The organism is Bradyrhizobium sp. MOS001, assembly GCF_004634465.1.
Classification (GTDB): Bacteria; Pseudomonadota; Alphaproteobacteria; order Rhizobiales; family Xanthobacteraceae; genus Bradyrhizobium; species Bradyrhizobium barranii.
In genome coordinates, this window is record NZ_SPVJ01000009.1 from 157,297 (window position 1) to 182,151 (window position 24,855).

The 24,855-nt window shown below is 65.0% G+C and carries 19 protein-coding genes; 7 read left to right on the forward strand and 12 right to left on the reverse strand.

The window, feature by feature from the left end:
- Positions 1-109: 109 nt before the first annotated feature.
- The 4 genes from CT676_RS15630 to CT676_RS15650 all read right to left on the reverse strand — a co-directional run bounded on the left by CT676_RS15630 (position 110) and on the right by CT676_RS15650 (position 7,842).
- Positions 110-937 carry a metal-dependent phosphohydrolase gene (locus CT676_RS15630; protein ID WP_085403899.1) on the reverse strand — a complete coding sequence of 276 codons (828 nt, stop codon included), beginning with the start codon at positions 935-937 and terminating at the stop codon, positions 110-112.
- A 207-nt stretch (positions 938-1,144) separates the two neighbouring features.
- Positions 1,145-2,023, reverse strand: a complete 879-nt coding sequence (locus tag CT676_RS15640; RefSeq protein WP_085403900.1) for a transglutaminase family protein — start codon at positions 2,021-2,023, stop codon at positions 1,145-1,147.
- A complete protein-coding gene (locus CT676_RS15645) occupies positions 2,020-4,545 on the reverse strand; it encodes a circularly permuted type 2 ATP-grasp protein (RefSeq protein ID WP_135214867.1) in 2,526 nt (841 codons plus the stop codon). Before CT676_RS15645 ends, CT676_RS15640 begins: the two co-directional genes overlap by 4 nt.
- Before the next feature lie 27 nt (positions 4,546-4,572).
- Positions 4,573-7,842, reverse strand: a complete 3,270-nt coding sequence (locus tag CT676_RS15650; RefSeq protein ID WP_135214868.1) for a transglutaminase family protein — start codon at positions 7,840-7,842, stop codon at positions 4,573-4,575.
- Positions 7,843-8,105: 263 nt separating this feature from the next.
- Between CT676_RS15650 and CT676_RS15655 the strand changes: the two genes are divergently transcribed.
- Entirely contained in the window at positions 8,106-9,032 is a 927-nt protein-coding gene (locus CT676_RS15655) for a lipase family protein (protein WP_161495909.1), read from the forward strand.
- A 13-nt stretch (positions 9,033-9,045) separates the two neighbouring features.
- On the opposite strand, the gene CT676_RS15660 is transcribed toward CT676_RS15655, so the two are convergent.
- The 8 genes from CT676_RS15660 to hpaR all read right to left on the reverse strand — a co-directional run bounded on the left by CT676_RS15660 (position 9,046) and on the right by hpaR (position 18,149).
- On the reverse strand, positions 9,046-10,569 hold the full coding sequence (locus tag CT676_RS15660) for an altronate dehydratase family protein (protein WP_071915717.1): 1,524 nt from the start codon (positions 10,567-10,569) through the stop codon (positions 9,046-9,048).
- 159 nt (positions 10,570-10,728) lie between these two features.
- Entirely contained in the window at positions 10,729-11,505 is a 777-nt protein-coding gene (locus CT676_RS15665) for an aldolase/citrate lyase family protein (protein WP_028157190.1), read from the reverse strand.
- Between the two features lie 128 nt (positions 11,506-11,633).
- Positions 11,634-12,719, reverse strand: coding sequence for a malate/lactate/ureidoglycolate dehydrogenase (locus CT676_RS15670; protein WP_085403904.1), 1,086 nt, complete (start codon positions 12,717-12,719; stop codon positions 11,634-11,636).
- A gap of 15 nt (positions 12,720-12,734) precedes the next feature.
- A complete protein-coding gene (locus CT676_RS15675; RefSeq protein WP_063986556.1) occupies positions 12,735-13,463 on the reverse strand; it encodes an ABC transporter ATP-binding protein in 729 nt (242 codons plus the stop codon).
- Positions 13,463-15,241 (reverse strand): branched-chain amino acid ABC transporter ATP-binding protein/permease, encoded by a 1,779-nt coding sequence (locus CT676_RS15680; RefSeq protein ID WP_085403905.1) that lies wholly within the window; start codon positions 15,239-15,241, stop codon positions 13,463-13,465. The genes CT676_RS15675 and CT676_RS15680 overlap by 1 nt, the downstream gene beginning before the upstream one ends.
- Positions 15,238-16,110: a branched-chain amino acid ABC transporter permease gene (locus tag CT676_RS15685; RefSeq protein WP_071915720.1), complete on the reverse strand. Its 873-nt coding sequence runs from the start codon at positions 16,108-16,110 to the stop codon at positions 15,238-15,240. Before CT676_RS15685 ends, CT676_RS15680 begins: the two co-directional genes overlap by 4 nt.
- Before the next feature lie 83 nt (positions 16,111-16,193).
- Entirely contained in the window at positions 16,194-17,339 is a 1,146-nt protein-coding gene (locus CT676_RS15690; protein WP_085403906.1) for an ABC transporter substrate-binding protein, read from the reverse strand.
- Between the two features lie 294 nt (positions 17,340-17,633).
- Entirely contained in the window at positions 17,634-18,149 is a 516-nt protein-coding gene (gene hpaR / locus CT676_RS15695) for a homoprotocatechuate degradation operon regulator HpaR (RefSeq protein ID WP_085403907.1), read from the reverse strand.
- A 111-nt stretch (positions 18,150-18,260) separates the two neighbouring features.
- Here hpaR and hpaH point away from each other — a divergent pair, with 111 nt between their 5' ends.
- The 6 genes from hpaH (at position 18,261) to CT676_RS15725 (ending at position 24,851) form a co-directional block, all read left to right on the forward strand.
- Positions 18,261-19,067 (forward strand): 2-oxo-hept-4-ene-1,7-dioate hydratase, encoded by an 807-nt coding sequence (hpaH, locus tag CT676_RS15700; protein ID WP_085403908.1) that lies wholly within the window; start codon positions 18,261-18,263, stop codon positions 19,065-19,067.
- Between the two features lie 30 nt (positions 19,068-19,097).
- Positions 19,098-19,496: a 5-carboxymethyl-2-hydroxymuconate Delta-isomerase gene (locus tag CT676_RS15705; protein WP_085403909.1), complete on the forward strand. Its 399-nt coding sequence runs from the start codon at positions 19,098-19,100 to the stop codon at positions 19,494-19,496.
- Positions 19,489-21,027 (forward strand): 5-carboxymethyl-2-hydroxymuconate semialdehyde dehydrogenase, encoded by a 1,539-nt coding sequence (gene hpaE, locus CT676_RS15710; RefSeq protein ID WP_085403910.1) that lies wholly within the window; start codon positions 19,489-19,491, stop codon positions 21,025-21,027. The genes CT676_RS15705 and hpaE overlap by 8 nt, the downstream gene beginning before the upstream one ends.
- A 126-nt stretch (positions 21,028-21,153) precedes the next feature.
- Positions 21,154-22,137 (forward strand): 3,4-dihydroxyphenylacetate 2,3-dioxygenase, encoded by a 984-nt coding sequence (gene hpaD / locus CT676_RS15715; protein WP_085403911.1) that lies wholly within the window; start codon positions 21,154-21,156, stop codon positions 22,135-22,137.
- 194 nt (positions 22,138-22,331) lie between these two features.
- Positions 22,332-23,201 (forward strand): fumarylacetoacetate hydrolase family protein, encoded by an 870-nt coding sequence (locus CT676_RS15720; protein ID WP_085403912.1) that lies wholly within the window; start codon positions 22,332-22,334, stop codon positions 23,199-23,201.
- 24 nt (positions 23,202-23,225) lie between these two features.
- A complete protein-coding gene (locus tag CT676_RS15725) occupies positions 23,226-24,851 on the forward strand; it encodes a thiamine pyrophosphate-dependent enzyme (RefSeq protein ID WP_085403913.1) in 1,626 nt (541 codons plus the stop codon).
- Positions 24,852-24,855 lie beyond the last annotated feature (4 nt).

Sequence of the window (24,855 nt, forward strand, 5' to 3'; positions counted from 1 at the left end):
TTTGCTCACGGAGTTGAGAGGCCGTAGCCTGGATGGAGCGCAGCGCAATCCGGGATTCGCGGATACAGGCGTCCCCGCATTCCGCTTCGCTCCATGCGGGCTACGGGGGCTATTTCTGCGGGCCAGACAGCGAGATCTCGCGTTCGGCGCGGAACACGTTGCTGTAGAGATTGGCGATCCACTGCCGGCCGATCTCGGTCTTGTTGAGGTAGCCGATCTCGGTCTGAATGTGCGGTGCGACGCTGTTCCAGTAGAATTGTGGATAGCGGTTCACGATGTCGGCGGGCGAGTCGTAGCCGAGCTGGCGATTGATGCCGACCTCTTCGAATTCGTAATAGAGCGCGTTGGCCTTGCGCAGATAGTTGGGATCGCCGAGCTGGCCGATGAAATCGGCGGCACGCAGGATCGAGGCTTCGTCGTCGTACTCCTGGCCTTCGCGGGCCGGGAAGCGAGTGCCCTCGATGGCGCTGGCGATGCGTTCCGGGTCCAGCCCCGGGATATGCTGCAGCCGCCGCATGACATAGAGCTTCGACCGGTCGACATGATACATCATCAGGCTGGCATCCGAGGCGCCGCGCGGCAATGAAACCTTGGTGCCCGCCGCGTCGATCACGAAGCCGTCATTGTCATCCTCCTCGAACAGGCCCCGGGCATAGCCGATGTCGTGGGCGAGGCACGCGATCAGGATGTGGACGTAATCCGCGGCCTCGAGGTGGGTGTGGAGATATCGGCCGCTGAGGATGGAATGGCCCGCCAGGGTCACCAGCATCGTGTGCTCGACATTGTGGTAGAGCGCGTCGCTGTTGCCAATGCACTCCATCGCGGTGCGCGTCGCGCTCTCGACGATGTTCGCGGGAGACTCGCCGTACCTGCGACGCATGAACGAGCCCAGCACTTTCTCCAGGGATTCAGCCGCCAGTCTCGGTAACGTCATCATGGATGCAGCCCCGCTCGTCGGTGGTGTCCCACGCCAGCTCCCGACGTCTCATTTCGTGTCTTCGACGCAACGGCCAGCATAGCCCATCTTGGGCCAAGTGACCAAACGCCGGGACGAATTTACGGAAATATGTTGCTGTTGTGCCCTGCGACATCACGGTTGCAGTCGGGGCGCGACACAGCCTGGCCGGGCCCGTCAAGACCGCTTTTATTCCACCAGCAGCACGTCCACGGCGACGCCGAGCTTCTGCTTCGGCGAGCCGACGATGATGCCGTCGACCGGCGAGACGTCGGAAAAGTCGCGGCCGACCGCGAGCACGATGTGATCGTTGGCGACCAGCAAATCATTGGTCGGATCGAAATCGACCCAGCCAAGCTCAGCCCCACACCACAGCGACACCCAGGCATGGGTGGCATCGGCGCCCTGCAAACGCGGCTGGCCCGGCGGCGGAATGGTACGGAGATAGCCGCTGACATAGGCAGCCGGAAGGCCGAGCCCGCGTAGCCCTGCGATCATCACATGGGCAAAGTCCTGGCAAACGCCGTGGCGCTTGTCGAAGACCTCGCCAAGCGGCGTCGAGATCACCGTCGCCTTCGGATCGTAGCGGAATTCGGTGCGGATGCGATGCATGAGATCGGTCGCACCGGCGAGGATCCCTGCGCCTGGCGCAAAGCTCGTGGCCGCATAGGCGCTGACGGGGTGCAGCACCGGCACCAGCGGGCTCGCGAAGACGTAGCCGACCGGCGAGGACGGCCCGAGGCTCGTTGCTTCAAACGCGATGTCGCGGATGCTTTCCCAGGGCGGGCTGACGGCATCGCGCGCCGGCGATTTGCGCGAGACGGACACGCGCGAGCGCGAGTCGATGCGCAAGTTTCGGTGCGCGGTTTCGATCACGACGCTCTCGGTGAGCGTGCCGAAGAAGTCGCGGCGGACGTGGCGCTCGGACGGGCGCGGCCGGATCTCGACCCTGTGCGAGATCAGCTCCTGACCGTCGCCGCTCTTCGGCTCCAGCCGCAGCGTGCAGCGGGCAAAGCTGACCGGACTCTCGTATTCGTAAGTCGTGACGTGACGGATGTCGTAGATCACGCCAGCCCCGTCAGCTTTTCCGGCCGGCTCGCATTGGGGCCGTGCGGGAAGTAGTGCAGCCCGATCGCCTCGGCGAGGCTGAGCAGGTCCTGCTCCAGCGAGAACAGGGTCTTGACCTCGAGCTTCTCGGCTTCCGCGGTGGCCAGCATGGACTGCACCGCCACCGCGAGCCGCTGCGGCTGCTCGATCAGGCCGTGCTCCTTCAGGCTCGGGAGCGAAGCGATGTGCTCGTTCAGCGTCGTCACCTGGAACGCGACCGAACGCGGATTGTAGCTGTCGAGCACGGCGAGATCGCGCACCGGCGCCAGGATCGGCGCCAGCAGATAGCGCGAGCGGTAGGTGATCTGGGAATCCACCAGCGTCAGCAGGATATCGAGGTCCTCGTCGCAGGCCTCGTCATAGGCGAACTGGCGCGCGAAGCGCGTGGTGTTGATGGCGCGCTCGGTGCGGCGGCCGATATCGAGGAAGCGCCAGCCGGCGGCGCGGTTCATGTTCTCCTGCGCCAGCCCCGCCAAGCTCGCAAGCTCCTGCAAGGTCAGTTCGGCCGCACTCAGCACGTCGTCGTCGTCCTCGACCTCGTAGGCGAGGCGATCGGCCATCTCGGTGATGACCTGCCAGGCGTCGGGCGACAGCCGCTCGCGCAAGGATGTCGCCGTGCGCTGCGCCGCGCGCACCAGCGACAGCGCCGAGCCGAAACGCTCCGGGCTCTGCAGTGCTTCGGCGACGATGCGCCCCGGCGCCGTGCGCGAGGCCTGCGAGATCGCGCCCCACGCCACCAGCAGGCGCTGGATGCGGTCGGCCGATTGCAGCGAGGCAGCGGTGCCCTTGTTGGGCCCGCTCGGCGAACCCAGCGCGCGCACCAGCCGCAGCGTTGCCTCGGCGCGTTCGAGATAGCGGCCGAGCCAGAACAGATTGTCCGCGGCGCGGCTCGGCAGCACGCCGGCGATGCGGCGGATCCGCACCTTGTCGGTCGCGGGCAGCAGCGTCGCGATCGAGACCTTCTTGTCCGAGACCACCCAGACGTCGGCGGCGCGCGCGCCGTCGCCCATCGACACCGCGCGCGCGTCCGCCTGCTCGGCGATCCGGCAGAAGCCGCCGGGCATGATAGCCCAGCCGTCGGCCGTCGCGGCCGCGAACACGCGCAGCACGAAGGGACGCGGCGTGAGCTGGCCCTGCTCCCACACCGGCATGGTCGAAAGCCGCACCATCTCCTGGCCGACATAGTCCATGCCGCGCGCGCTGATGGCGTCGACGAGACGCTGGCGCCCGGCGGCGTCGAGCTCACTCGCGAGCACCGGGCCATTGCTGTCGAAGCCGGGAACGCCGCGGCGATAGGCGCCCTCGATCGCGACCTCGTCGAGCCGTGACAACACCTCGTCGCGCGCGTTGCGCTGGCCGCACCACCAGGTCGCGATATGCGGCATCTTGAGCTCTTGCCCGAGCAGGCGGCGGCTCAGGGCCGGCAGGAAGCCGAGCAGCGCGCGCGCCTCCAGCACGCCCGAGCCCGGCATGTTGGCGACGACGACGCCGTCCTTGCGCAGCACGTCGATCAGGCCGGCCACGCCGAGATGCGAGGAGGCATCGAGCTCGAGCGGATCGAGCGAGTTGGAATCGACCCGGCGCAAGAGCACGTCGAGCCGCTTGAGGCCGGCGACGGTGCGGATGTGGATACGGTTGTCGCTGACGGCGAGATCGTCGCCCTCGACCAGCAGAAAGCCGAGATAGCGCGCCAGGGTTGCGTGCTCGAAATAGGTCTCGCTGAAGCTGCCCGGCGTGAGCACGCCGATGCGCGGCTCGTCGCGATCGGCGCGCGCACGCAGGCTGTCGCGAAACGCCTCGAAGAACGGCGCGACGCGCGGCACGTTCATCGACTTGTAGAGATCGGAGAAGGCGCGCGAGAGCACCAGGCGGTTCTCCAGCGCATAGCCCGCGCCTGAGGGCGCCTGCGTGCGGTCGCCGAGCACCCACCAGCGCCCGTCGGGTCCGCGGCCGACATCGGCGGCATAGAGCGAGAGATAGCGCCCGCCCGGCGGCGGCACGCCACAGACGGGACGGAGATATTCGGGACTGCCGGCGATCGCGGCGGCCGGCAGCGCGCCTTCCGCGACCAGCCGCCCCTCGCCATAGATGTCGCGCAGCACGAGCTCGAGCAGCTCGGCGCGCTGGGTGATGCCGGCGGACAGCTGCTTCCAGTCGGCCTCGTCGATCAGCAGCGGCAGATGGCTGATCGACCACGGCCGATCGGCGCTGTCGCCGGGCGCACGGTAGGTGACGCCGGCCTCGCGCAAATGGCGGTCGGCCATGCCGAACCGCCGTTCGATCTCGTCCGGCGCGAGCGCGCCGAAGGCGTCGAAGAAGCGGCTCCAGACCGCGCGGGGGGCGCCGTCGGGCCCCAGGAACTCGTCGGGGATGCCGGGCAGGCGGCTATAGTCGCGGACCCATTGCGCGAGGCGGCGCTGGCCTTCGCGCTGACCTCGCGCCTTACCCGTCTTGTCGTCCTGCTCGGCTGCGCCCTCGCCCATGCGCCTCTCCCTGCCCCACCATCATTCTCATTGCAGGAGCGGGGTCCGCAAGTCGAGGGTCAGCGGAAACTCATTTGTGCGTTCCTCGGGCGGGGGCTGCATCGGACCCGGCGTATGGCCGTGGTCCTGAAAGCGCGCCAGCCGCCGCGCCTCGGCCTCGTAGGTGTTGACGGGCTTGGTGTCGTAGCTGCGCCCGCCGGGATGGGCGACGTGATAGACGCAGCCGCCCAGCGAGCGGCCGTTCCAGGTGTCGATCAGGTCGAAGGTCAGGGGCGCGTGAACGGGGATGGTCGGGTGCAGGCCGGAGGCCGGCTGCCAGGCCTTGAAGCGGACGCCGGCCACGGCTTCGCCCGAGCGACCGGTCGAGGTCATCGGCAGGCGGCGGCCGTTGCAGGTCACGATGTGGCGGCCCTCGACAAAGCCCTCAGCTTTCACTTGAAGTCGTTCGACCGAACTGTCGACGTAGCGCACCGTGCCGCCGGCCGAGCCCTCCTCGCCCAGCACGTGCCAGGGCTCCAGCGCCTGACGCAATTCCAGCGTCACGCCGCCATGATGGACGCGGCCGAAGGCGGGGAAACGGAATTCGAGCTGGGCCAGATACCATTCCGGCTCAAAGGGATAGCCGGACTGCTTCAACTCAGAAAGCACGTCAAGAAAATCCTGCCAGATGAAGTGAGGCAGCATGAAGCGATCATGCAGCGCAGTGCCCCAGCGCACGAACTTGCCTTGTTGCGGCTCGCGCCAGAATTTTGCGATCAGCGCGCGGATCAGCAACTGCTGCGCCAGCGACATGCGCGGATCGGGCGGCATTTCGAGCGCGCGGAATTCGACGAGGCCGAGCCGGCCAGTGGTGCCATCGGGCGAATAGAGCTTGTCGATGCAGATCTCGGCGCGGTGGGTGTTGCCGGTGATGTCGACGAGCAGGTGCCGGAACAGCCGGTCCACCAGCCACAGCGGCGTCTGGTAGCCCGGTGGCGGCACGTGCGAGAGCGCGATCTCGAGCTCGTAGATGCTGTCGTGCCGGGCTTCGTCGATGCGCGGCGCCTGGCTGGTCGGGCCGATGAACAGGCCGGAGAAGAAATAGGACAGTGACGGATGCCGCTGCCAGTACAGCACGAGGCTCTTCAAGAGATCAGGCCGGCGCAGGAACGGCGAGTCCTGCGGGCTGGAGCCGCCGACCACGACGTGGTTGCCGCCACCGGTGCCAGTGTGGCGGCCGTCGACCAGGAAGCGGTTGGCGCCGAGGCGTGTCTTGCCGGCGTCCTCATAGAGCCCGACGGTGATGTCGACCGCCTCGCGCCAGCTCTTGGCCGGCTGGATGTTGACCTCGATGACACCAGGGTCGGGCGTCACCTTGATCACCTCGATGCGCGGATCGAACGGCGGCGGATAGCCTTCGACGTGAACCTGGATCTGCATCTCCTCGGCGGTCGCTTCGAGGGCCGCGACCAGCTCGAGATAATCCTCGATGCGCTCCACCGGCGGCATGAAGGCGCAGACCACGCCGTCGCGGACTTCGACCGACATCGCGGTGCGGACGGGGACGGACGTGTTGAGATGCTCGGGCGCGACCTGCGGCGGCGATTCCGGGCGCGCGGCGAGGGTGAACACCGGCAGCTTGCCCCGCGGCTCCAACGGATCCTGCTCGACGATGTAAGGATATTGGTTGGGCGGGATGTAGCCGAGCGAGCCGATCGGCAGGCGCAAGCCCAGCGGTGAATCGCCCGGCATCAGGAACAGATGATTGCGCCGGAGTTGCCAGCGCTCGCTGCGCCAGCGCGGCGGCGCGTTCCAGCGTTGCACCGGCAGCACGAAGCCACGCGGCGTGTTGAGGCCCTCGTCGAACACGCGCGCCATCCGCGCGCGGGCTTCGGGATCGGATAATTTGGAGTCGGACGGATCGACGTTGAGGGGAAGCTCGGCTTCCTTCTGGAGCCAGTACGCGGTGTCCTCATAGGCTGGGATGACGTAGCCGGGATCAAGTCCGAGCCGCGCCGCCGCGCCCTCCACGAATTCCTGGGCGTCCTTGACCTCGGCGCGCCGCGGATTCTCGATCCTGGCGATCAGATCGGCATTCTTCCAGATCGGTACGCCGTCCTTGCGCCAGTACAGGCCAAAGGCCCAGCGCGGCAGGCTTTCACCGGGATACCATTTGCCCTCGCCGAAGTGCAGCAGGCCACCCGGCCCGAAGCGCGTGTGCAAGCGGCGGATCAGATCGTCGGCGAGCGCGCGCTTGGTCGGGCCGACGGCCTCGGTGTTCCATTCCGCCGCTTCCAGATCGTCGACGGAGACGAAGGTCGGCTCGCCGCCCATGGTCAGCCGGACATCCTGCGCGGCGAGATCGCCGTCGACCTGCTCGCCGAGGTCATTGAGCCGCGTCCAGGATTCGTCGGAGAACGGCTTTGTAATGCGCGGCGCCTCGCGGATGCGCTTCACGCTCATGTCGAACTCGAACTCGACCTCGGCAAAGCCGGCGCCGCCGGAGATCGGCGCCGCCGAACGATAGTGCGGCGTGGCCGCAACCGGGATGTGCCCCTCGCCCGCGAGCATACCCGAGGTCGCGTCGAAGCCGATCCAGCCCGCGCCGGGCAAATAGACTTCGGCCCAGGCATGCAGGTCGGTAAAATCGTTCTCGACCTCTGGCGGTCCCTCGATCGGATCGATGTCGGGGCGTATCTGAATGAGATAACCGGAGACGAAACGGGCCGCGAGACCGAGATGACGGAAGGTCTGGATCAGGAGCCAGGCGGAGTCGCGGCACGATCCGGCACCGGAGGAGAGCGTCTCCTCCGGAGTCTGCACGCCGGGCTCCATGCGGATGATGTAACGGACGTGCTTTTGAAGCTCGCGATTGAGATCGACCAGGAAGTTGACGGTGTTCGGGGCTTCAGGCGGGATCGCGTCGAGAAATTTTGCGAACAGGCGATCGGGCTTGATGGTCTCGAGATACGGCGCGAGCTCGGTCTTCAGATCCTTCGAATACTCGAACGGAAAGCTGTCGGCATAAGGCTCGACGAAGAAGTCGAACGGGTTGACCACGGTCATCTGCGCCGTGAAATCGACCTCGAATTTCAGCTCGGTCGTCTTCTCCGGAAAGACGTAGCGCGCGAGCCAATTGCCCTGCGGATCCTGCTGCCAGTTCACGAAATGATTGGCCGGAGTGACCTTGAGCGAATAGCTCAGAACCGGCGTGCGCGTATGCGGCGCCGGCCGCAGGCGGATGGTCTGCGGGCCAAGATCGATCGGGCGGTCGTATTTGTAGTGCGTGACGTGGTGTAATGCGACGTAGATCGACACGGGGTGCGGTGCTCCAGCAGCTTTTTTGAGCAGAACACCGGTTCCGGGTGGGATCAAGCACTAACAACGGGCACGGGTTGCCTACGCCGCGGGCTGAATTGCGAGTTACACTTGCCGAAGTGATCTACCTATGATCGAATGAACCATTGCCTGCACAAGCCGCGCCCGACGCGCCGCTTTGCGCATGATGGACTCTCCCGTTCGTAATGGTTGCCGCGCAACGTCTCGACGCGTGGCGCGGCCTGAAAGAGGAGATGTTTCCGATGAGCTTTCTGGTCAGATTCCCGCGGGCTTCCTATCGCGCCGACGCGCTCGATGGTTTCACTGTCACTCCAGGTTTCACACCGGAAAACGCGCAAGCCATGATGTGGTTGTCGCAGCTCGCCTACGAGACCGACGACCGCGACAAGGTAGACAATATCCTGACGGCACTGGGGCTAGAGATGCGCGGCTTCGGTGCCGACACTCCCGCTACAGGTTTGGTACCGCCAAAAGCCCGCTTCATTGTCGCCGTCGGACGCGGCGCGACTTTCGTCACACTCTCCGGCACCGATCCGCTCAGTATCAAGGATTGGATCACCGACTTCACCCTCGCACCAAGTCAAAATGTTCTTCACAAGGGATTTGCCGAAGCCGTCGATGCAGTCCGATCAGACATCGAAGTCGCGATCAGGAGTGGCGGCGCCGGACAGCCGCTCTTCTTTACTGGACACAGCATGGGCGGCGCCTTGGCAAATATCTCAGCACTGCGGGCGTTGGATGCTGGCCTACGGGCAACCGCCATTTACACGTTTGGCGGGCCGCGAACCGGCGGTCAGGATTTCTTTGAAGCCTACGAGCCTCTCAGCGAAAGCACGTTCCGGCTCGTCAACGGTAACGACATCGTCCCGGCCGTTCCACCCAGCCTGCGAGGCAACTTCCGCCACGTCGGCCGAATGCTGCGTTGCGCGTCTGGCTCGACCTTCGCAGGTCAGGTGCCGGCGTCGAAAGAGGGAAACGACCCCAGCTTCAACCTAGTCGGGCTTGGTACCCTTCTTACCGGAGGCAATTTCCACCTGAAGATCCCAAGCATCGAGGAACTCCGCAACATCGACCCGCGGACGCTCGACCAATCCGACGTACTGCCCGGCTTCGTGCGCGACCATGTTCCGGCAAGCTACTTCCGGGCGTTGTCGGTCACCATTCCGTAACTGCCGCGTAGCCTCACATAGTCGCCCCGAGCACCCAGGGCGCGAATTCGGCACCGCCGAAATCGAAGCTCTCGCTCTTGGTCGGCTGTCCGGACGCCGTCTTCAGGATGAGCTCGAAGATGCGCTGGCCGCATTGCTCGACGCTCTCCTCGCCTTCGAGGATGGTGCCGCAATTGACGTCCATGTCCTCCTCCATGCGCTTGTACATGGGCGTGTTGGTGGCAAGCTTGATCGAGGGCGCCGGCTTGCAGCCGAACACGCTGCCGCGGCCGGTGGTGAAGCAGACCAGATTGGCACCGCCGGCGACCTGGCCGGTCGCCGCGACCGGATCGTAGCCGGGCGTGTCCATGAAGATGAAACCCTTCTTGGTGATGGGCTCGGCATAGCGCAGCACGTCGACGAGATTGGTGGTGCCGGCCTTGGCCATCGCGCCGAGCGATTTCTCCAAAATGGTGGTGAGGCCGCCGGCCTTGTTGCCGGGGCTCGGATTGGCGTTCATCTCGGCGCCCTCGCGCTCGGTATACGCGTCCCACCAGCGCATGAGATCGACCAGCTTCTCGCCGACCTCGCGGCTGACGGCGCGGCGCGTGAGCAGATGCTCGGCGCCATAGGTCTCCGGCGTCTCGGACAGGATCACGGTGCCGCCGTGACGGACGATGAGATCGCTGGCAGCCCCAAGCGCCGGATTCGCGGATACGCCGGAATAGCCGTCCGAGCCGCCGCATTGCAGGGCCACGGTGAGTTCGCTGACGGGCACGGATTCGCGCTTGACCTTGTTGGAGTCCGCGAGAGCTTCACGCACGAAGGCAATACCCGCTTCGACAGTCTTGCGGGTGCCGCCGACCTCCTGGATGTCCATCGCGCGCAGGCGGCCGGCGAGCTTCTGCTCCTCCATCAGGCCGCCGATCTGGTTCACCTCGCAGCCCAGCCCAAGCACGATGACGTGGGAGAAATTGACGTGACGCGCATAGCCACCGAGCGTGCGGCGGAGCAGCGCCAAGGGCTCGTTCTGCGTCATGCCGCAGCCGGTCTTATGGGTCAGCGCGACCACGCCGTCGACATTGGGGAAGTCGGCGAGCGGATTGTCGCCGGTGAACGGATTCTTCTTGAAGACGTCGGCGACGAGGCTTGCGACATGCGCGCTGCAATTCACCGAGGTGAGGATGCCGATATAGTTGCGCGTGGCGACGCGGCCATCCGGGCGGCGGATGCCCTCGAAGGTTGCCGGCAGATCGAAGTTCGGCGTCGGCTTGACGTCGGCGCAATAGGCATAGTCCTTGGAAAAATCGCCCATGCCGCAGTTCTGCGTATGCACGTGCTGGCCCGGCGCGATCGGCACCGTCGCAAAGCCGATGATCTGTCCGTAGCGCCTGACCGGCTCGCCCACTGCGATCGGCTTGATCGCGACCTTGTGGCCGGAGGGAATGCGCTCGACCGTGGTCACGCCGTCGGCAACCAATGTTCCCGGCGGCAGGCTCGCGCGCGCGATCAGCACGCCATCATCGGGATGGAGGCGAATGACGGGGCTGATGGTCATGGCAGGTCTCCTGTATCAAAACTATCGTGCCCCGGACGCAGCGCAGCGTGAAACGGTGCGCTGCTGAGCCGGGGCCCCATGTGTCGTTTCTTTCGCAAGCAACTGGGTCCCGGCTCTGCGAAGCGGCGCTAGGCGCCGCATCGCGTCCGGGACACGAGATCAGGCCTTCCCGGCCGAATCCTTGCGGGTCGCGTTGACCTGCATCTTGGCGTAGGTCGTCATCAGGCCGACTTCGTTGGACAACGTCACCAGCTTGAAGCCCATGTTGATCGCACGCGCTGCGCCTTCCGCACCGCTGCAATGGATGCCCGGGTTGAGACCGCGCTTGGCGCATTCCTTGATGATCTTGTCGTAGATCGCGAGAATCTCCGGCTCGGTGCGGTCGAGCTTGGGCTCGAGGCCGTAGGAGAAGCCGAGATCGGACGGGCCGATATAGACGCCATCGATGCCCTCGACGTCGAGGATCGCTTCCATGTTCTCGACCGCGGTCCTGGTCTCCATCATCGGCAGCAGGATGGTGTCGGCATTCGCGGTCTTCTGGTAGGAGCCCGCGGTGCCGTACATGCCGGCGCGGATCGGGCCGTTGGAGCGGACGCCCTGCGGCGGATACTTGGAATAGGAAACGAGGTTCTTGGCCTCCTGCGCCGTGTTGACCATCGGGCAGATCACGCCATAGGCGCCGCCGTCGAGCACCTTGCCGATGATGCCGGGCTCGTTCCAGGGCACGCGGACCATCGGGGTCACGGGATGCTTGTCCATGGCCTGGAAGCACTGCACCATCGAGAGATAGTCCTGCACGCCGTGCTGCATGTCGACGGTGACGCTGTCGAAGCCGCATTGCGCGATCATCTCGGCGGAGAAGCCGGAGGGAATTGCGAGCCACGCGTTGACCACGGCCTTGCCCGACTTCCAGATTTCCTTGACCTTGTTCGCCACGTTGCCTTCCTTCTTTTGTTGCTTGGACCGTTGTTTGGACCTTCGTCACCATGACGAGCGCCGCGACAGCACGGCTCTGCTGTTACCGCGAACCGGGGCTCCGCGCTACGCTCGCAATGACGCAAGGCCTATGCGGTCGCCCGCTGGATGCTGACTTCGCTGACGCCGACCTCGCGGGCGGTGTTCACTATTGCCGCCCAGGTGTCATCCGGCAAGGGGATGCCGTTCTTGGTGCGCTCGGCCCGGGTTTTCCGCTCGGGATCGCCGGGAATCAGCACCTGATCGACCCCTGCCATCGGCTTGGTGGCACGGATGAAGTCCGTATAGCGCGATACCTCTGCGTCGAACACATGGGAGGTATCAATCACCTTCGGATCGACATAGAACGCCAGCATGCCGTTGGCAAAGCGCCGCCCGCCCGAGGTGGCCCCGGTTCCGGTCAGCGCGCCGCCGAGCAGCTCGCACATGAAGGCCAGACCCGAGCCTTTGTGGTCGCCGAAGGCACGGATCGCGCCGGTGCCCTTGGTGTGATCGCGCGGCCCTTCCGGCGTGAAGGGCCCGTAGAGCACGGTCGGGTCCTCGCTCAGGGTCCCGTCGGCATCGACCAGTGCGCCCTTCGGCAGCTTCTTGCCGCCGCGGCTCGCGACCAGCACCTTGCCTTCGGCGACGACCGAGGTGGCGAAATCCAGCACGATCGGATCCTGCCCCTCGCGCGGGATGCCGACGCAGTAAGGCGCGGTGGAGAGCCGCTTCTCGACGCCGCCGAACGGCGCCACCAGCAGCGAGCCGGCCGCATTGACGAAATGCACCGAGACCAACCCTTCGGCGGCAGCCATCTCGGCCCAGTCGCCGACGCGGCCGATATGACCGGCATTGCGCAGCGCAACCGCGGCAAGGCCCGCCTTCTTGCATTTCTCGATGCCGATCCGGACCGCCTGCGGCGTCACGGTCTGGCCATAGCCGAACTTGCCGTCGACCACCGCGAGCGAAGGCGTGTCGACAACCACCTCTGCGTTCTGGTTCGGGACCACGAAACCCGTCTTCTTCCAGCGGATGTAGACGGGCACGCGGATCACGCCGTGGCTGTCATGGCCGGTGAGATTGGCCGTGGTGAGATAGGTCGCGATCCGCTTCGCTTCCTCCGGCGAGGAGTCTGCGTGACCAAACACCTCGCCGACGAAGTCGATGAGGTTCTGGACCTGGATCGTGACCATCAAGAAACTCCCCGGTTAAGCATTCACCTTGGCATGGCCGCCGAGATAGGCGGCGCGGATCGCTTCGTTGCCCCAGAGCGCGTCGGGCTTGCCGCCGAGCACGATGCGGCCGGTTTCGAGCACATAGCCGTAATCGGCCACCGACAGGCCCATGCGCGCGTTCTGCTCGACGAGCAGCACCGTCGTGTTGCGCCGGATCTCCGAGATGATCTTGAACACGGCCTGCACGATGACGGGCGCAAGACCAAGCGAGGGCTCGTCGAGCAATAACAGCCGCGGCTTGGCCATCAAGCCGCGCGCAACCGCCACCATCTGCAACTGGCCGCCGGACAGCGTCCAGCCGAGTGCGTTGGTGAACTTCCGGATGTCAGGGAACAGGTCGAACATCGCGTCCGCCTCCCGCGAGATCTCCGAGGTCGGCGCGCGGCGATTGGACGCGCCGAGCATGATGTTCTCTTTCACGGTGAGACCCGGGAAGACCCTGCGGCCTTCCGGCACGTGCGAGATGCCCATGCGGACGATCGCTTCCGGACCAAGACCTGCGATCGACTTGCCGTCGAACAGGATGTCGCCGGAGGTCGGCTTGGCGAGGCCGGAGATGGCGCGCAGCGTAGTGGACTTGCCAGCGCCGTTGGCCCCGAGCAGCGTCACCACCTGCCCCTGCTCCACCGCGCAGGTCACCCCGCGCAGCGCTTCGATCTCGCCGTAGCGCACCACCAGATTGCGGATTTCGAGCAACGGCATCATTCGCTCCCGAGATAGGCGGAGACGACGTCGGGATGACGCAGCACGGCCAGGGATTCGCCGTCCGCGATACGGCGTCCGAAGTTGAGCACGGTGATGTGCTGGGCCGCTTCCGAGACCAGCGTCATGTCGTGATCGATGATCAGGATCGTCAGGCCCTGCGCCGCGATGCGCTTGAGCAGCTCGTGCAGTTCCAGCTTCTCGGTTGAGTTGAGGCCGGCAGCGGGCTCGTCGAGCAGCAGCAGCGTCGGGTTCGAGGCCAGCGCACGGGCAATCTCGATCAGCCGCTGATGGCCGTAGGAGAAGCTCGAGATCAGCTCGTTGGCCCGGCTGCCGAGCCCGACGAAGGTCAGCGCCTCCATCGCCCGCTCGGTCAGGGCGTCGTCGCCCTTCCCGACCATGGTGTTGCCGGGCCGCTCGGCGCCGATCTCGACATTCTCCAGCGCCGTCATCGAACGGAACAGGCGAATGTTCTGGAACGTGCGGCCGAGACCAGACGCCGTGCGCTGATGCGGCGGCATGTGGGTGATGTCGGTGCCGTCGAGCACGATCCTGCCGGCTGTCGCTTCATAGAGACCCGAGAGCACGTTGAGCGTCGTGGTCTTGCCCGAGCCGTTCGGCCCGATCAGCGCATGCACGCCGCCGCGCTTCACGGCGATGTCGACGCCGTCGACGGCCTTGAGACCGCCGAAATGCTTCGACAGGCCGGTGACTTCCAGCACCGTGTCGCCGCCGATCGTCGCCGGCTTCAATTGCAGGGCAGCCGCTGCCGGCGGCGCCTTGATCTTGGCGCGCCAGCGCGTGAAGGCGTCCGCAACAAAGCCCCAGATGCCGTCGGGCATGAAGCGGATGATCAGGATCACGAACAGGCCGTAGATCGCGAGATACAGGCCCGGCACGCTCTTGAGGAAGCGCAGCCATTCCGGGATCAGGATCAAGAGACCCGTGCCGATGGCAGAACCGATCGGCGAGGCCACGCCGCCGAGCAGCGACATGGTCAGGAACACGATCGATTCTGCAAAGGAGAACTGATCGGGGCTGACATAGGCGAAGCCGCCGGCAAACAATCCGCCCGCGAGCCCGCCGAGCAGCGCACAGAGCGCGAAGGCGTAGATCTTGGTGCGGAAGACGTCGATGCCGTTGACGCCGGCCGCAAGCTCGTTGTCGCGCACGGCGCGCATGGCGCGGCCGAGCTTGGTGTCGGAGAGATGCCAGACCAGGTAGCCGACGATCGCCAGCATCGCCACGCAGAAGGCGAGATAGCTCTGCGACGACTGGAACAGGTCGGGACGCTTAATGTTGGGGACGCCGTCGGGACCGCGCGTGAGCCAGATCGCGTTGATCATCACCAGCGTGACGATCTGCTGGAACGAGATCGTCACCATCGCAAGATAATGGCCGCCGAGCCGCAGCGTGGACATGCCGAGGAACGCGCCCGCGAGCAGCGAGATCACGCAGCCGCCGACGAGACACAGCCAGAAGCTGAGCTGCAGATCCGTCGTGCCCATGCCGACCGCATAGGCGCCGAGCCCGAAAAACGCCGCCTGCGCCAGATTGATCTGGCCGCACAGGCCGAGCACGACGGAGAGGCCGAACACCGCGATCGAGAACGTGGTGGCCTGCAGCAGGATGTTATGGACGTATCCGTCGAAGCGCATGTTGGCCGCGAGCGCGACCAGGATCGCCGCGCCGATGAAGTACGGCAGGTGCCGGATCACGAGCGGTTTCGAACGGATGGCGGGCGCCGGAATCGGCATGTTGTCGCTGGGTGCGCTCATGCCTTTTCCGCCACGCGTTCGCCGAAGATGCCTTGCGGCCGGAAGATCAGGAAGGCGACCAGCACCAGGAAGGCGAAGCCGTCCTTGTAGGGCACCGAGATATAGGCCGCACCAAAGGTCTCGATCACGCCGAGCGCAAGACCGCCGATGATGGCGCCGGCAACGTCGCCGAAGCCGCCGATGATGGTGGCCGCGAACGCCTTCAGCGCGATCGTCGAGCCCATCTGGATCGAGACGAACAGCACGGGTGCGACGAGGATGCCGGCAAGGCCGCCAAGCACCGCCGAATAGATGAAGGTGATCATGATCATGGTGGAGACGGAAATGCCGAGCAGCGAGGCCATTTCCTTGTCCTGCGAGGTCGCCTGCAGCTTCTTGCCGAGCAGCGTCTTCTCGAAGAACCAGAAATTGAAGATCACGAGGCAGATGGTGACGCCGATGATCAGGAGATACTGGCTGTCGAGATAGACCGGGCCGACTTGAATGCCGGGCGTTTCAAACCAGCCTTCCAGCACCTGCGGCTGCGGACCGTAGATCGCGAGCACGGAATTGGCGAGCAGGATCGAGGCGCCGATGGTGGCGATGATCACAGGCAGATAGGTGCGGTGACGCAGCGGATAATAGACGCCGAGATTGAAGATGACACCGAGCAGCGCCATGCCGAGCAGCGCGACGATGAAGGCCGCCCAATAGGGCAGACCGGCTTCGACCGCGACGACCATCAGATAGGCCGCGACCATGGAGAATTCGCCCTGGGCAAAATTCACCACGTTGGTGGCACGGAAGATCAGCACGAAGCCAAGCGCGACGAGCGCGTAGACGGCGCCGATACCGATGCCGGTAAAAAGGAGTTGTAGGGCGAGATCCATGACAAGCTTCTGTTGGAGGTCGGATGCGTTCGCCGAAAGACGGTTCGACCTCCCCGATCGAAATCGGGGAGGCCGTTTCAACGTCAGTCGTTGAACTCGATGTGCTTGTCGAAGACGATGCTGCCCTTCTCGTTCTTCACGATGTTGTAGCCGTGGAGACCATCGCCGTTCTGGTCGAAATTGTATTCGCCCTCGGCACCCGGGAACTTCTTGATCGCGAGGATGGCTTCGCGGACCTTGGCCGGATCGGTCGTGCCGGCCTTGTTGATGGCCGCCGACAAGACGCTGATGGCGTCGAAGGTCCAGGAGCTCTGGTTGTCGGGCGCGACCTTGACCGCATCGCGGTAGATCTTGCCGAATGCCTTCGAACCTTCACTGGAATCCTCGGCATAGTCCGCCACGCCATACGTGTTGTAGAGCGCGGGACCTGCGAGCTTCAGCGCGGTGATGTTGACGATCGAAGGCGAGCCGACCCACGGGATGTTGACGCCGAGCTGACGGAGCTGGCGGGCGAAGATGCCGAGATCGTTCTCGAACGTGAAGTAGGAACCGAGGATGTCGGCGCCGGACTGCTTGATCGCGAGCACGACCGGGGTGAAGTCCTGGCTCTGGTTGGCGTAGCCTTGGTCGAGCACCGAGGGGGCACCGAGCTTTTCGAGCGCGGCGGTCAACGCCTTGCCGCCGGCGGTGCCAAAAGCGTCGGTCGAGTGCAGCACGGCCCACTTTTTCTTGCCGAGCGTATTGACGCCGTATTCGGCGATGACGCGACCGGAATAGCTGTCATTGGGGCGGCAGCGGAACAGCCACTGATTGCCCATGTGGGTGAGGTTAGGATCGGTGCCGCCGATCATCACGGGCTTGCCAAGCTTGATCACGTCGGGCGCCATCGCGTGCACCTGGGTCGAACGGATCGAGCCGAGGAACCCGACGATGTCGGACTGCGCGGCGAGCTTGGAGAAAGCGAGCACGATGCCGGGATTGGTGGTCTGGTCGTCCTCGACGATCAACTCGCCTTGTTTTCCCAGGATACCGCCGGCTTTGTTCACAGCTTCGAGCGCGAGCTTGGCGCCCTTGATGGCGTAACCGCCGGATTCAGCGGCGGGACCGGTGACGGGCGCGCACATGCCGATCTTGATGGTGGCGCCTTGCGCATGCGCGCTCTTGATGAGGTATGGCGCGGCAATGCCGGCAGCAATTCCGGCCGCGAAGTCGCGTCTCGTCAGTCTCATTCATTCCTCCCTGGGGCCGGGCATCCTTGTCGGCCCTTCTTGGTCTTGGCTCTATCGCTGAATACAGAACCGGATGCTACTTACGAATTCTGCCGATACGAGTAAATTGATATTGCGCCAACATCGACTAACTGCGCAGAGCGCGCACCCAATAGTGATCAACACCCGCGACGGCTGTCTATTCTCAGCGATTTCTCACGGCATTTTCACGCATTTCGTGGCGATCGCGCTGCCCACGCATTATGCAATGATGACAGTCATGCGTAGTTGGAAAGTGATCATGCAAATTTGCCGTTACGTTTCATCCGTGACGTCACTCGCGCCCGTGGAAGCGAGACACGATTCCAACTGACCGAGCATCTCCTGCAACTCGGCGAGCTTGCGCGCGCCGAAGCGTTGCGTGATCTCGGCGTAGATCGCTTCCGAGGATGGGGCGACCGCGGCCATCAGCTTCACGCCCTCCTTCGAGATCGAGACCATGCTGCGGCGCTGGTCCGCCTTCGCGGTCTTGCGCTCGATCAGATTGCGCGCCTCGAGATCGCGCAGGATGCGCGACAGGCTCGGGCCGAGGAGAAATGCCGTGCGCGCGAGCTCTGTCACCTCCGCGGCCTCGATGGCTGCCAGTGCGCGGAGGATGCGCCATTGCTGCTCGGTCAGGCCGTGCTCGCGCAGCTTGGGACGAAATTGCCGCATCACCGCTTCACGCGCCCTGAGCAGCGACATCGGCAGCGAGCGCGAGAAGTCGCGCATCGGCACCTGCCGTGCGGCGGGCTCACTTCCGTTCGCGGGATCAGCCGGTCTCTTCGCCATGTCGTCCTTTCAAGCCGCAAAATGTTTGCAGTGCAGCAAACCCAAATTGTGTTTGACGCATTCACTTAACATGTTAAGTATCTCCGGGCACCACGATTTGTAAGATCACAGATGGCGCTTTCCAACGACGATATCCAAGCTTGCGCGAACCGTCTGCATCAGGCGGAGAAGACCCGCACCCAGATCCGGCAGCTCTCGCAGGATTTTCCAGGCATTACCATCGCTGACGCCTACGCGATTCAAAAGGCCTGGGTCGACCTCAAGCTCGCGGAGGGCCGCACCGTCAAAGGCCACAAGATCGGCTTGACCTCGAAGGCGATGCAGAGCGCGCTCAATATCGACGAGCCGGATTCAGGCGTGCTGCTCGACGACATGTTCTTTGCCGATGGCGGCCTTGTCCCGACCGAGCGCTTCATCGCCACGCGCGTCGAGGCCGAGCTCGCCTTCGTCATGAGCAAGCGCCTCGCGGGGCCGGACTGCACGATGTTCGACGTGCTCAACGCCACCGACTTCGTCGTGCCGGCGCTGGAAATCCTGGACACGCGCATCGAGCGCGTCGATCCCAAGACCAAGGCGACGCGAAAGATTTTTGACACCATCGCCGACAACGCGGCGAATGCCGGCATCGTGCTCGGCGGACGGCCGATCCGCCCGCTGGACGCCGACCTGCGCTGGATCGGCGCGCTCTGCTTCAGGAACGGCCAGCTCGAGGAGACGGGCCTTGCCGCCGGCGTGCTCAATCATCCCGCGACTGCGGTGGCCTGGCTCGCCAACAAGATCGCGCCGCTCGGCCTTGCGCTCGAGCCCGGGCAGGTCGTGCTCGCCGGCTCCTTCATCCGTCCGATCGAGACCCGCAAGGGCGACACAATTCAGGCCGATTATGGCGCCTACGGCTCGGTGAGCTGCTACTTCGCTTAGACGAACAAAAAAACAGGGAGTGAAACCGCGATGCCGCATTTCACCATCGAATATTCGGCCAATCTCGACGGCCGCCTCGACATCGGCGCCGTCTGCGAGGTGGTGCGGAAGGCGGCAGTCGAGACCGGCATCTTCCCGCTCGGCGGCATCCGCGTCCGCGCTGTCAGGTGCGAGCACTACGCGATCGCGGACGCGCGGCAGGACTACAGCTTTCTCGACATGGTCCTGCGCATCGGCGAAGGCCGCGACCTTCCCACGCGTCAGAAAGCCGGCGAGCACGTCTTCCAGGCGCTTTCAAAACATCTCGATCCCGTCTTCGCCGCCAGCAAGTTCGCCCTGTCGTTCGACATGCAGATCAACGACAAGGACACCAGCTGGAAGCGCAACAACATCCACGACGCCCTGAAAGTGGAGGCTGCCCATGGATAAGCCCACGCCGAAAGCCGATGTGTTCCAGGCCAATCGCGACCGCGCAGCACCGCTGCTGAAGAAGCTGCGGGCCGACGGCATCGGCCACATGATCGACGGCAAGATCGTCGCCTCGATCTCCGGTGAGACATTCGAGACGAAGTCGCCGGTCGATGGCGCCACGCTCGCGAGCGTCGCACGCGGCAACGCCGAGGACATCGACGCCGCAGCCACCGCCGCTGCGCTGGCCTTCAAGTCCTGGCGCGACATGGGACCGGCGATGCGGAAGAAGCTGCTGCACCGCGTCGCCGACGCGATCGAGGACAATGCCGAAGACATCGCGGTGCTCGAATGCATCGACACCGGCCAAGCCTATCGCTTCATGGCCAAGGCCGCGATCCGCGCCGCCGAGAATTTTCGCTTCTTCGCCGACAAATGCGCCGAGGCGCGCGATGGCCAGAACACGCCGAGCGACGAGCACTGGAACGTCTCGACCCGCGTGCCGATCGGCCCGGTCGGCGTGATCACGCCGTGGAACACGCCGTTCATGCTCTCGACCTGGAAGATCGCGCCGGCACTGGCCGCGGGCTGCACCGTCGTGCACAAGCCGGCCGAATGGTCGCCGGTGACGGCCGCCGTTCTGGCAAGGCTCGTCAAGGAAGCCGGCGTTCCCGACGGCGTGCTCAACACCGTGCACGGTTTTGGCGAGGAGGCCGGCAAGGCCCTGACCGAGCATCCCGCGATCAAGGCGATCGGCTTCGTCGGCGAGAGCGCGACGGGATCGGCGATCATGGTTCAGGGCGCGCCGACCTTGAAGCGCGTGCATTTCGAGCTCGGCGGCAAGAACCCGGTGATCGTGTTCGACGACGCCGATCTCGACCGCGCGCTCGATGCCGTCGTGTTCATGATCTACTCGCTCAACGGCGAGCGCTGCACGTCGTCGAGCCGTCTGCTGATCCAGCAAGACATTGCCGAGACATTCATCGAGAAGCTGACCGCGCGCGTGAAGGCACTCAAGGTCGGCCATCCGCTCGATCCCGCCACCGAGATCGGGCCGCTGATCCACGAGCGGCACCTGGCCAAAGTGTGCTCCTATTTCGACGTCGCGCGGCAGGACGGCGCGACGATCGCAGTCGGCGGCAAGGCCTATGACGGCCCGGGCGGCGGACATTACGTCGAGCCGACACTGGTGACCGGCGCAACCGGCAAGATGCGCGTGGCGCAAGAGGAAGTGTTCGGCCCCTTCCTCACCGTGCTGCCCTTCAAGGACGAGGCCGACGCCATCGAGATCGCTAACGACACCCGCTACGGCCTGACCGGCTATGTCTGGACCAACGACGTCGGCCGCGCACTGCGCGTTGCCGACGCGCTGGAGGCCGGCATGATCTGGCTGAACTCGGAAAACGTCCGCCATCTGCCGACGCCGTTCGGCGGCATGAAGGCCTCAGGCATCGGCCGCGATGGCGGCGACTACTCGTTCGACTTCTACATGGAAACCAAGCACGTCTCGCTGGCGCGGGGCACGCACAAGATTCAGAAACTGGGAATTTGATTGTCATTCCGGGGCGCGCGGAGCGCGAGCCCGGAATCCATCATCCACCAACTCTGCTGCGCGATGGATTCCGGGCTCGGCTCTGCGAGCCGCCCCGGAATGACAGAAGACCGAGGGGAAACGCCGATGCCCGTACCGCAACACATCTTCGAACCGCCGTTCAACATCATCCGCTCCAGCCACGTCGTGCTCGACGTGACTGACCTGAAGCTCAGCCGCGAATTCTACGAGACCACCGTCGGCCTGCATGTCGAGGATGCCGACGACAAGGTCGTCTATCTGCGCGCAGCCGAGGAGCACCAGCATCACTCGCTGGTGCTGCGCAAGGCGGCGGTGCCCGCCTGCGCCCGGCTCGGCTTCAAAGTCGGCAACGACAAAGACCTCGACAAGGCCGCCTCCTTCCTTTCGGAGAACGGTCTCTCTTACGCCTTCGTCGACCAGCCCTTCCAGGGCCGCACGCTGCAATTCACCGACCCCTTCGGCTTCCAGATCGAGCTCTACGCCGCGATGGACCGGCGCCCGCATCTGCTTCGCCGCTACGATCTCTACAGGGGATGCCATCCACAGCGGCTCGATCATTTCAACGTCTTCGCCGCCGAGGTGCAGGACACCGTCGAGTTCTACGCGCGGCTCGGCTTCCGCCTCACCGAATATGCCGAGGAGGACGGACCGAACGGGCGCATTGCGGCTGCCTGGATGCATCGCAAGGGCAATGTCCACGACTTCGCCATCACCAACGGCAAGGGCCCTCGCCTGCACCACTTCGCCTACTGGACGCCGACGGCGATGAACATCATCCATCTCTGCGACGTGATGGCCTCGCAAGGCTTCGTCAAGAACATCGAGCGCGGCCCGGGACGCCACGGCATCTCGAATGCGTTCTTCCTCTACGTGCGCGACCCCGACGGGCACCGCCTCGAACTCTACACCAGCGACTACTTCACCGGCGATCACGACCACGAGCCGCTGCGCTGGTCGCTGCGCGATCCGCGCCGCCAGACGCTGTGGGGCGCGCCGGCGCCGCGGTCCTGGTTCGAGCAGGGCTCGCCGTTCAGCGGGCAGGCCGTGCGTGAGCCGAAGTTCGTCGCCGACGTGCTGGTGGCGGATTAATGCCGATGACAGGCAAAGCCTCTCTCTTCGTCGTCCCTGCCTAGTGCGCAATTGCGCACGGGAGCAGGGACCCATAACCACAGGGAGGAGTTTGGTGAAGACCCGTTGTTCGGTACTCCTACCTCATCCAATCGATAGATTCCGCGGTATGGGTCCCGGCGTTCGCCGGGACGACAGGAAGTGAAGAGTCACCAATGAAGCTCCCTCGCCTCGCCACCTATTCCGTCAAGGGTGAAACCAAGTACGGCGCCGTCCTTGAGGGCGGCATCGTCGATCTCTCCGCACGCCACGCAAAAGACTATCCGACGCTGCGCGAAGTGATCGCCGCCGGAAAGCTCGTGGGCCTTGCCGAGGAGGCAGCCAGCCTGACGCCAGACCATGCGCTCGGCGACATCACCTGGCTGCCGCCCGTGCCCGCGCCGGAAAAGATCATCTGCATCGGCGTCAACTATCCCGACCGCAATGCCGAGTACAAGGACGGCCAGGAGGCGCCGAAATATCCGAGCATGTTCATGCGCTCGCCCCGCTCCTTCGTCGGCCACGAGACGCCGCTGGTGCGCCCGCGCGCGTCAGCGCAGCTCGACTACGAAGGCGAGATCGTGCTTGTGATCGGCAAGGCCGGCCGGCACATCGCGGAAAGTGCCGCGCTCGACCACATCGCGGCGCTCACGCTCTGCAACGAAGGCTCGGTGCGCGACTGGCTGCGCCACGCCAAGTTCAATGTCACGCAGGGCAAGAATTTTGATTCCAGCGGCAGCCTCGGCCCGTGGCTCGTGCCCTACACGCGGGAATCGCAGATCGCCGACATTCGTCTGACCACGCATGTCAACGGCGAGCTCAGGCAGGAGGACCGGACCAGCCGGCTGATGTTCCCGTTCCGCTATCTCATCAGCTATATCTCGACCTTCGCGACGCTGGTCCCCGGTGACATCATTGTGACGGGCACGCCGACAGGTGCCGGTGCGCGGTTCGATCCGCCGCGCTATCTGACGCCCGGCGATGTCATCGAGGTCGAAGCCGAAGGCATCGGCATGCTACGGAATGGCGTCGTCGACGAAGCCTGACAACAATCGAAATGGAATAGTGCAATGACCACCCTCACCGGCGGCGAAGCGATCGTAAGCGGCCTTGTCGCCCACGGCGTCGACACCGTGTTCGGCCTGCCCGGCGCGCAGGTCTACGGCCTGTTCGACGCCTTCCACCAGGCCCAGCTCAAGGTGATCGGCGCGCGGCACGAGCAGGCCTGCGGCTACATGGCGTTCGGCTATGCGCGCTCCAGCGGCAAGCCCGGTGTGTTCAGCGTGGTGCCTGGCCCCGGCGTGCTCAACGCGAGTGCGGCGCTGCTGACCGCCTACGGCTGCAACGAGCCGGTGCTGTGCGTCACCGGCCAGGTGCCGACGCAATTTCTCGGCAAGGGCCGCGGCCATCTGCACGAGATGCCGGACCAGCTCGCGACCTTGCGCACCTATGTGAAGTGGGCGGATCGGATTGAAACGCCCGGCAACGCGCCGACCACCGTGTCGCGCGCCTTCCAGGAAATGACGTCCGGCCGTCGCGGCCCCGCCTCGGTCGAGATGCCCTGGGACGTCTTCACCCAGCGCGCGGACACCTGTGCCGCGAAGGTGCTGGAGCCGCTGCCCGCGCCACTGCCCGATCCTGATCTGATCACCCAGGCGGCCGCGGTGATCAGGAGCAGCAAGGCGCCGATGATCTTTGTCGGCAGCGGCGCGATCGAGGCGCGCGACGAAATCCTCGAGCTCGCCGAGATGATCGATGCACCCGTCGTCGCCTTCCGCAGCGGGCGCGGCATCGTCTCCAACGCGCATGAGCTGGGGCTCACGATGGCTGCCGCCTACAAGCTATGGCCGAAGACCGATCTCATGATCGGCATCGGCTCGCGGCTGGAGCTGCCAACCATGTCGCGCTGGCCGTATCGTCCCGACGGATTGAAGAGCATCCGCATCGACATCGATCCCGTCGAGATGCGGCGCTTCATCTCCGACACCGCCATCGTCGCCGATGCCAAGACCGCGACCGCCGATCTGATCCAAGCGGTCAGCAAGGCCGGCTACGGCAAGACCGCCGGCCGCCGCGCCGCGATCCGCGAGGCCACCGCGACCGCGCTGGCAGAGATCCAGAGCATCCAGCCGCAGATGGCCTATCTCAACATCCTGCGCGAGGTGCTGCCGGCGAACGCGATTGTCACCGACGAATTGTCGCAGTTCGGTTTCGCGTCCTGGTACGGCTTTCCGATCTACGAGCCGCGCACCTTCATCACGTCAGGCTATCAGGGAACGCTCGGCTCGGGCTTCCCGACCGCGCTTGGTGCCAAGGTGGCCAATCCCGACAAGCCCGTGGTGGCGATCACCGGCGACGGCGGCTTCATGTTCGGCGTGCAGGAGCTTGCCACCGCCGTGCAGTTCAACATCGGCGTGGTGACGCTGGTGTTCAACAACAACGCCTATGGCAATGTCCGCCGCGACCAGCGCGAGCGCTTTAACGGCCGCGTGGTCGCGTCCGATCTGGTCAATCCGGATTTCGTCAAGCTCGCGGAGTCCTTTGGTGTGGCGGCCGCGCGTGTCACCGCGCCGGACCAGTTCAAGGCGGCGATGGAAAAGGCGCTGGCCCATGACGGGCCATATCTGATTTCGGTGGAAGTGACGCGGGATTCGGAAGTCAGCCCGTGGGCGTTCATTCATCCGCCGAAGCCGTAGAGCT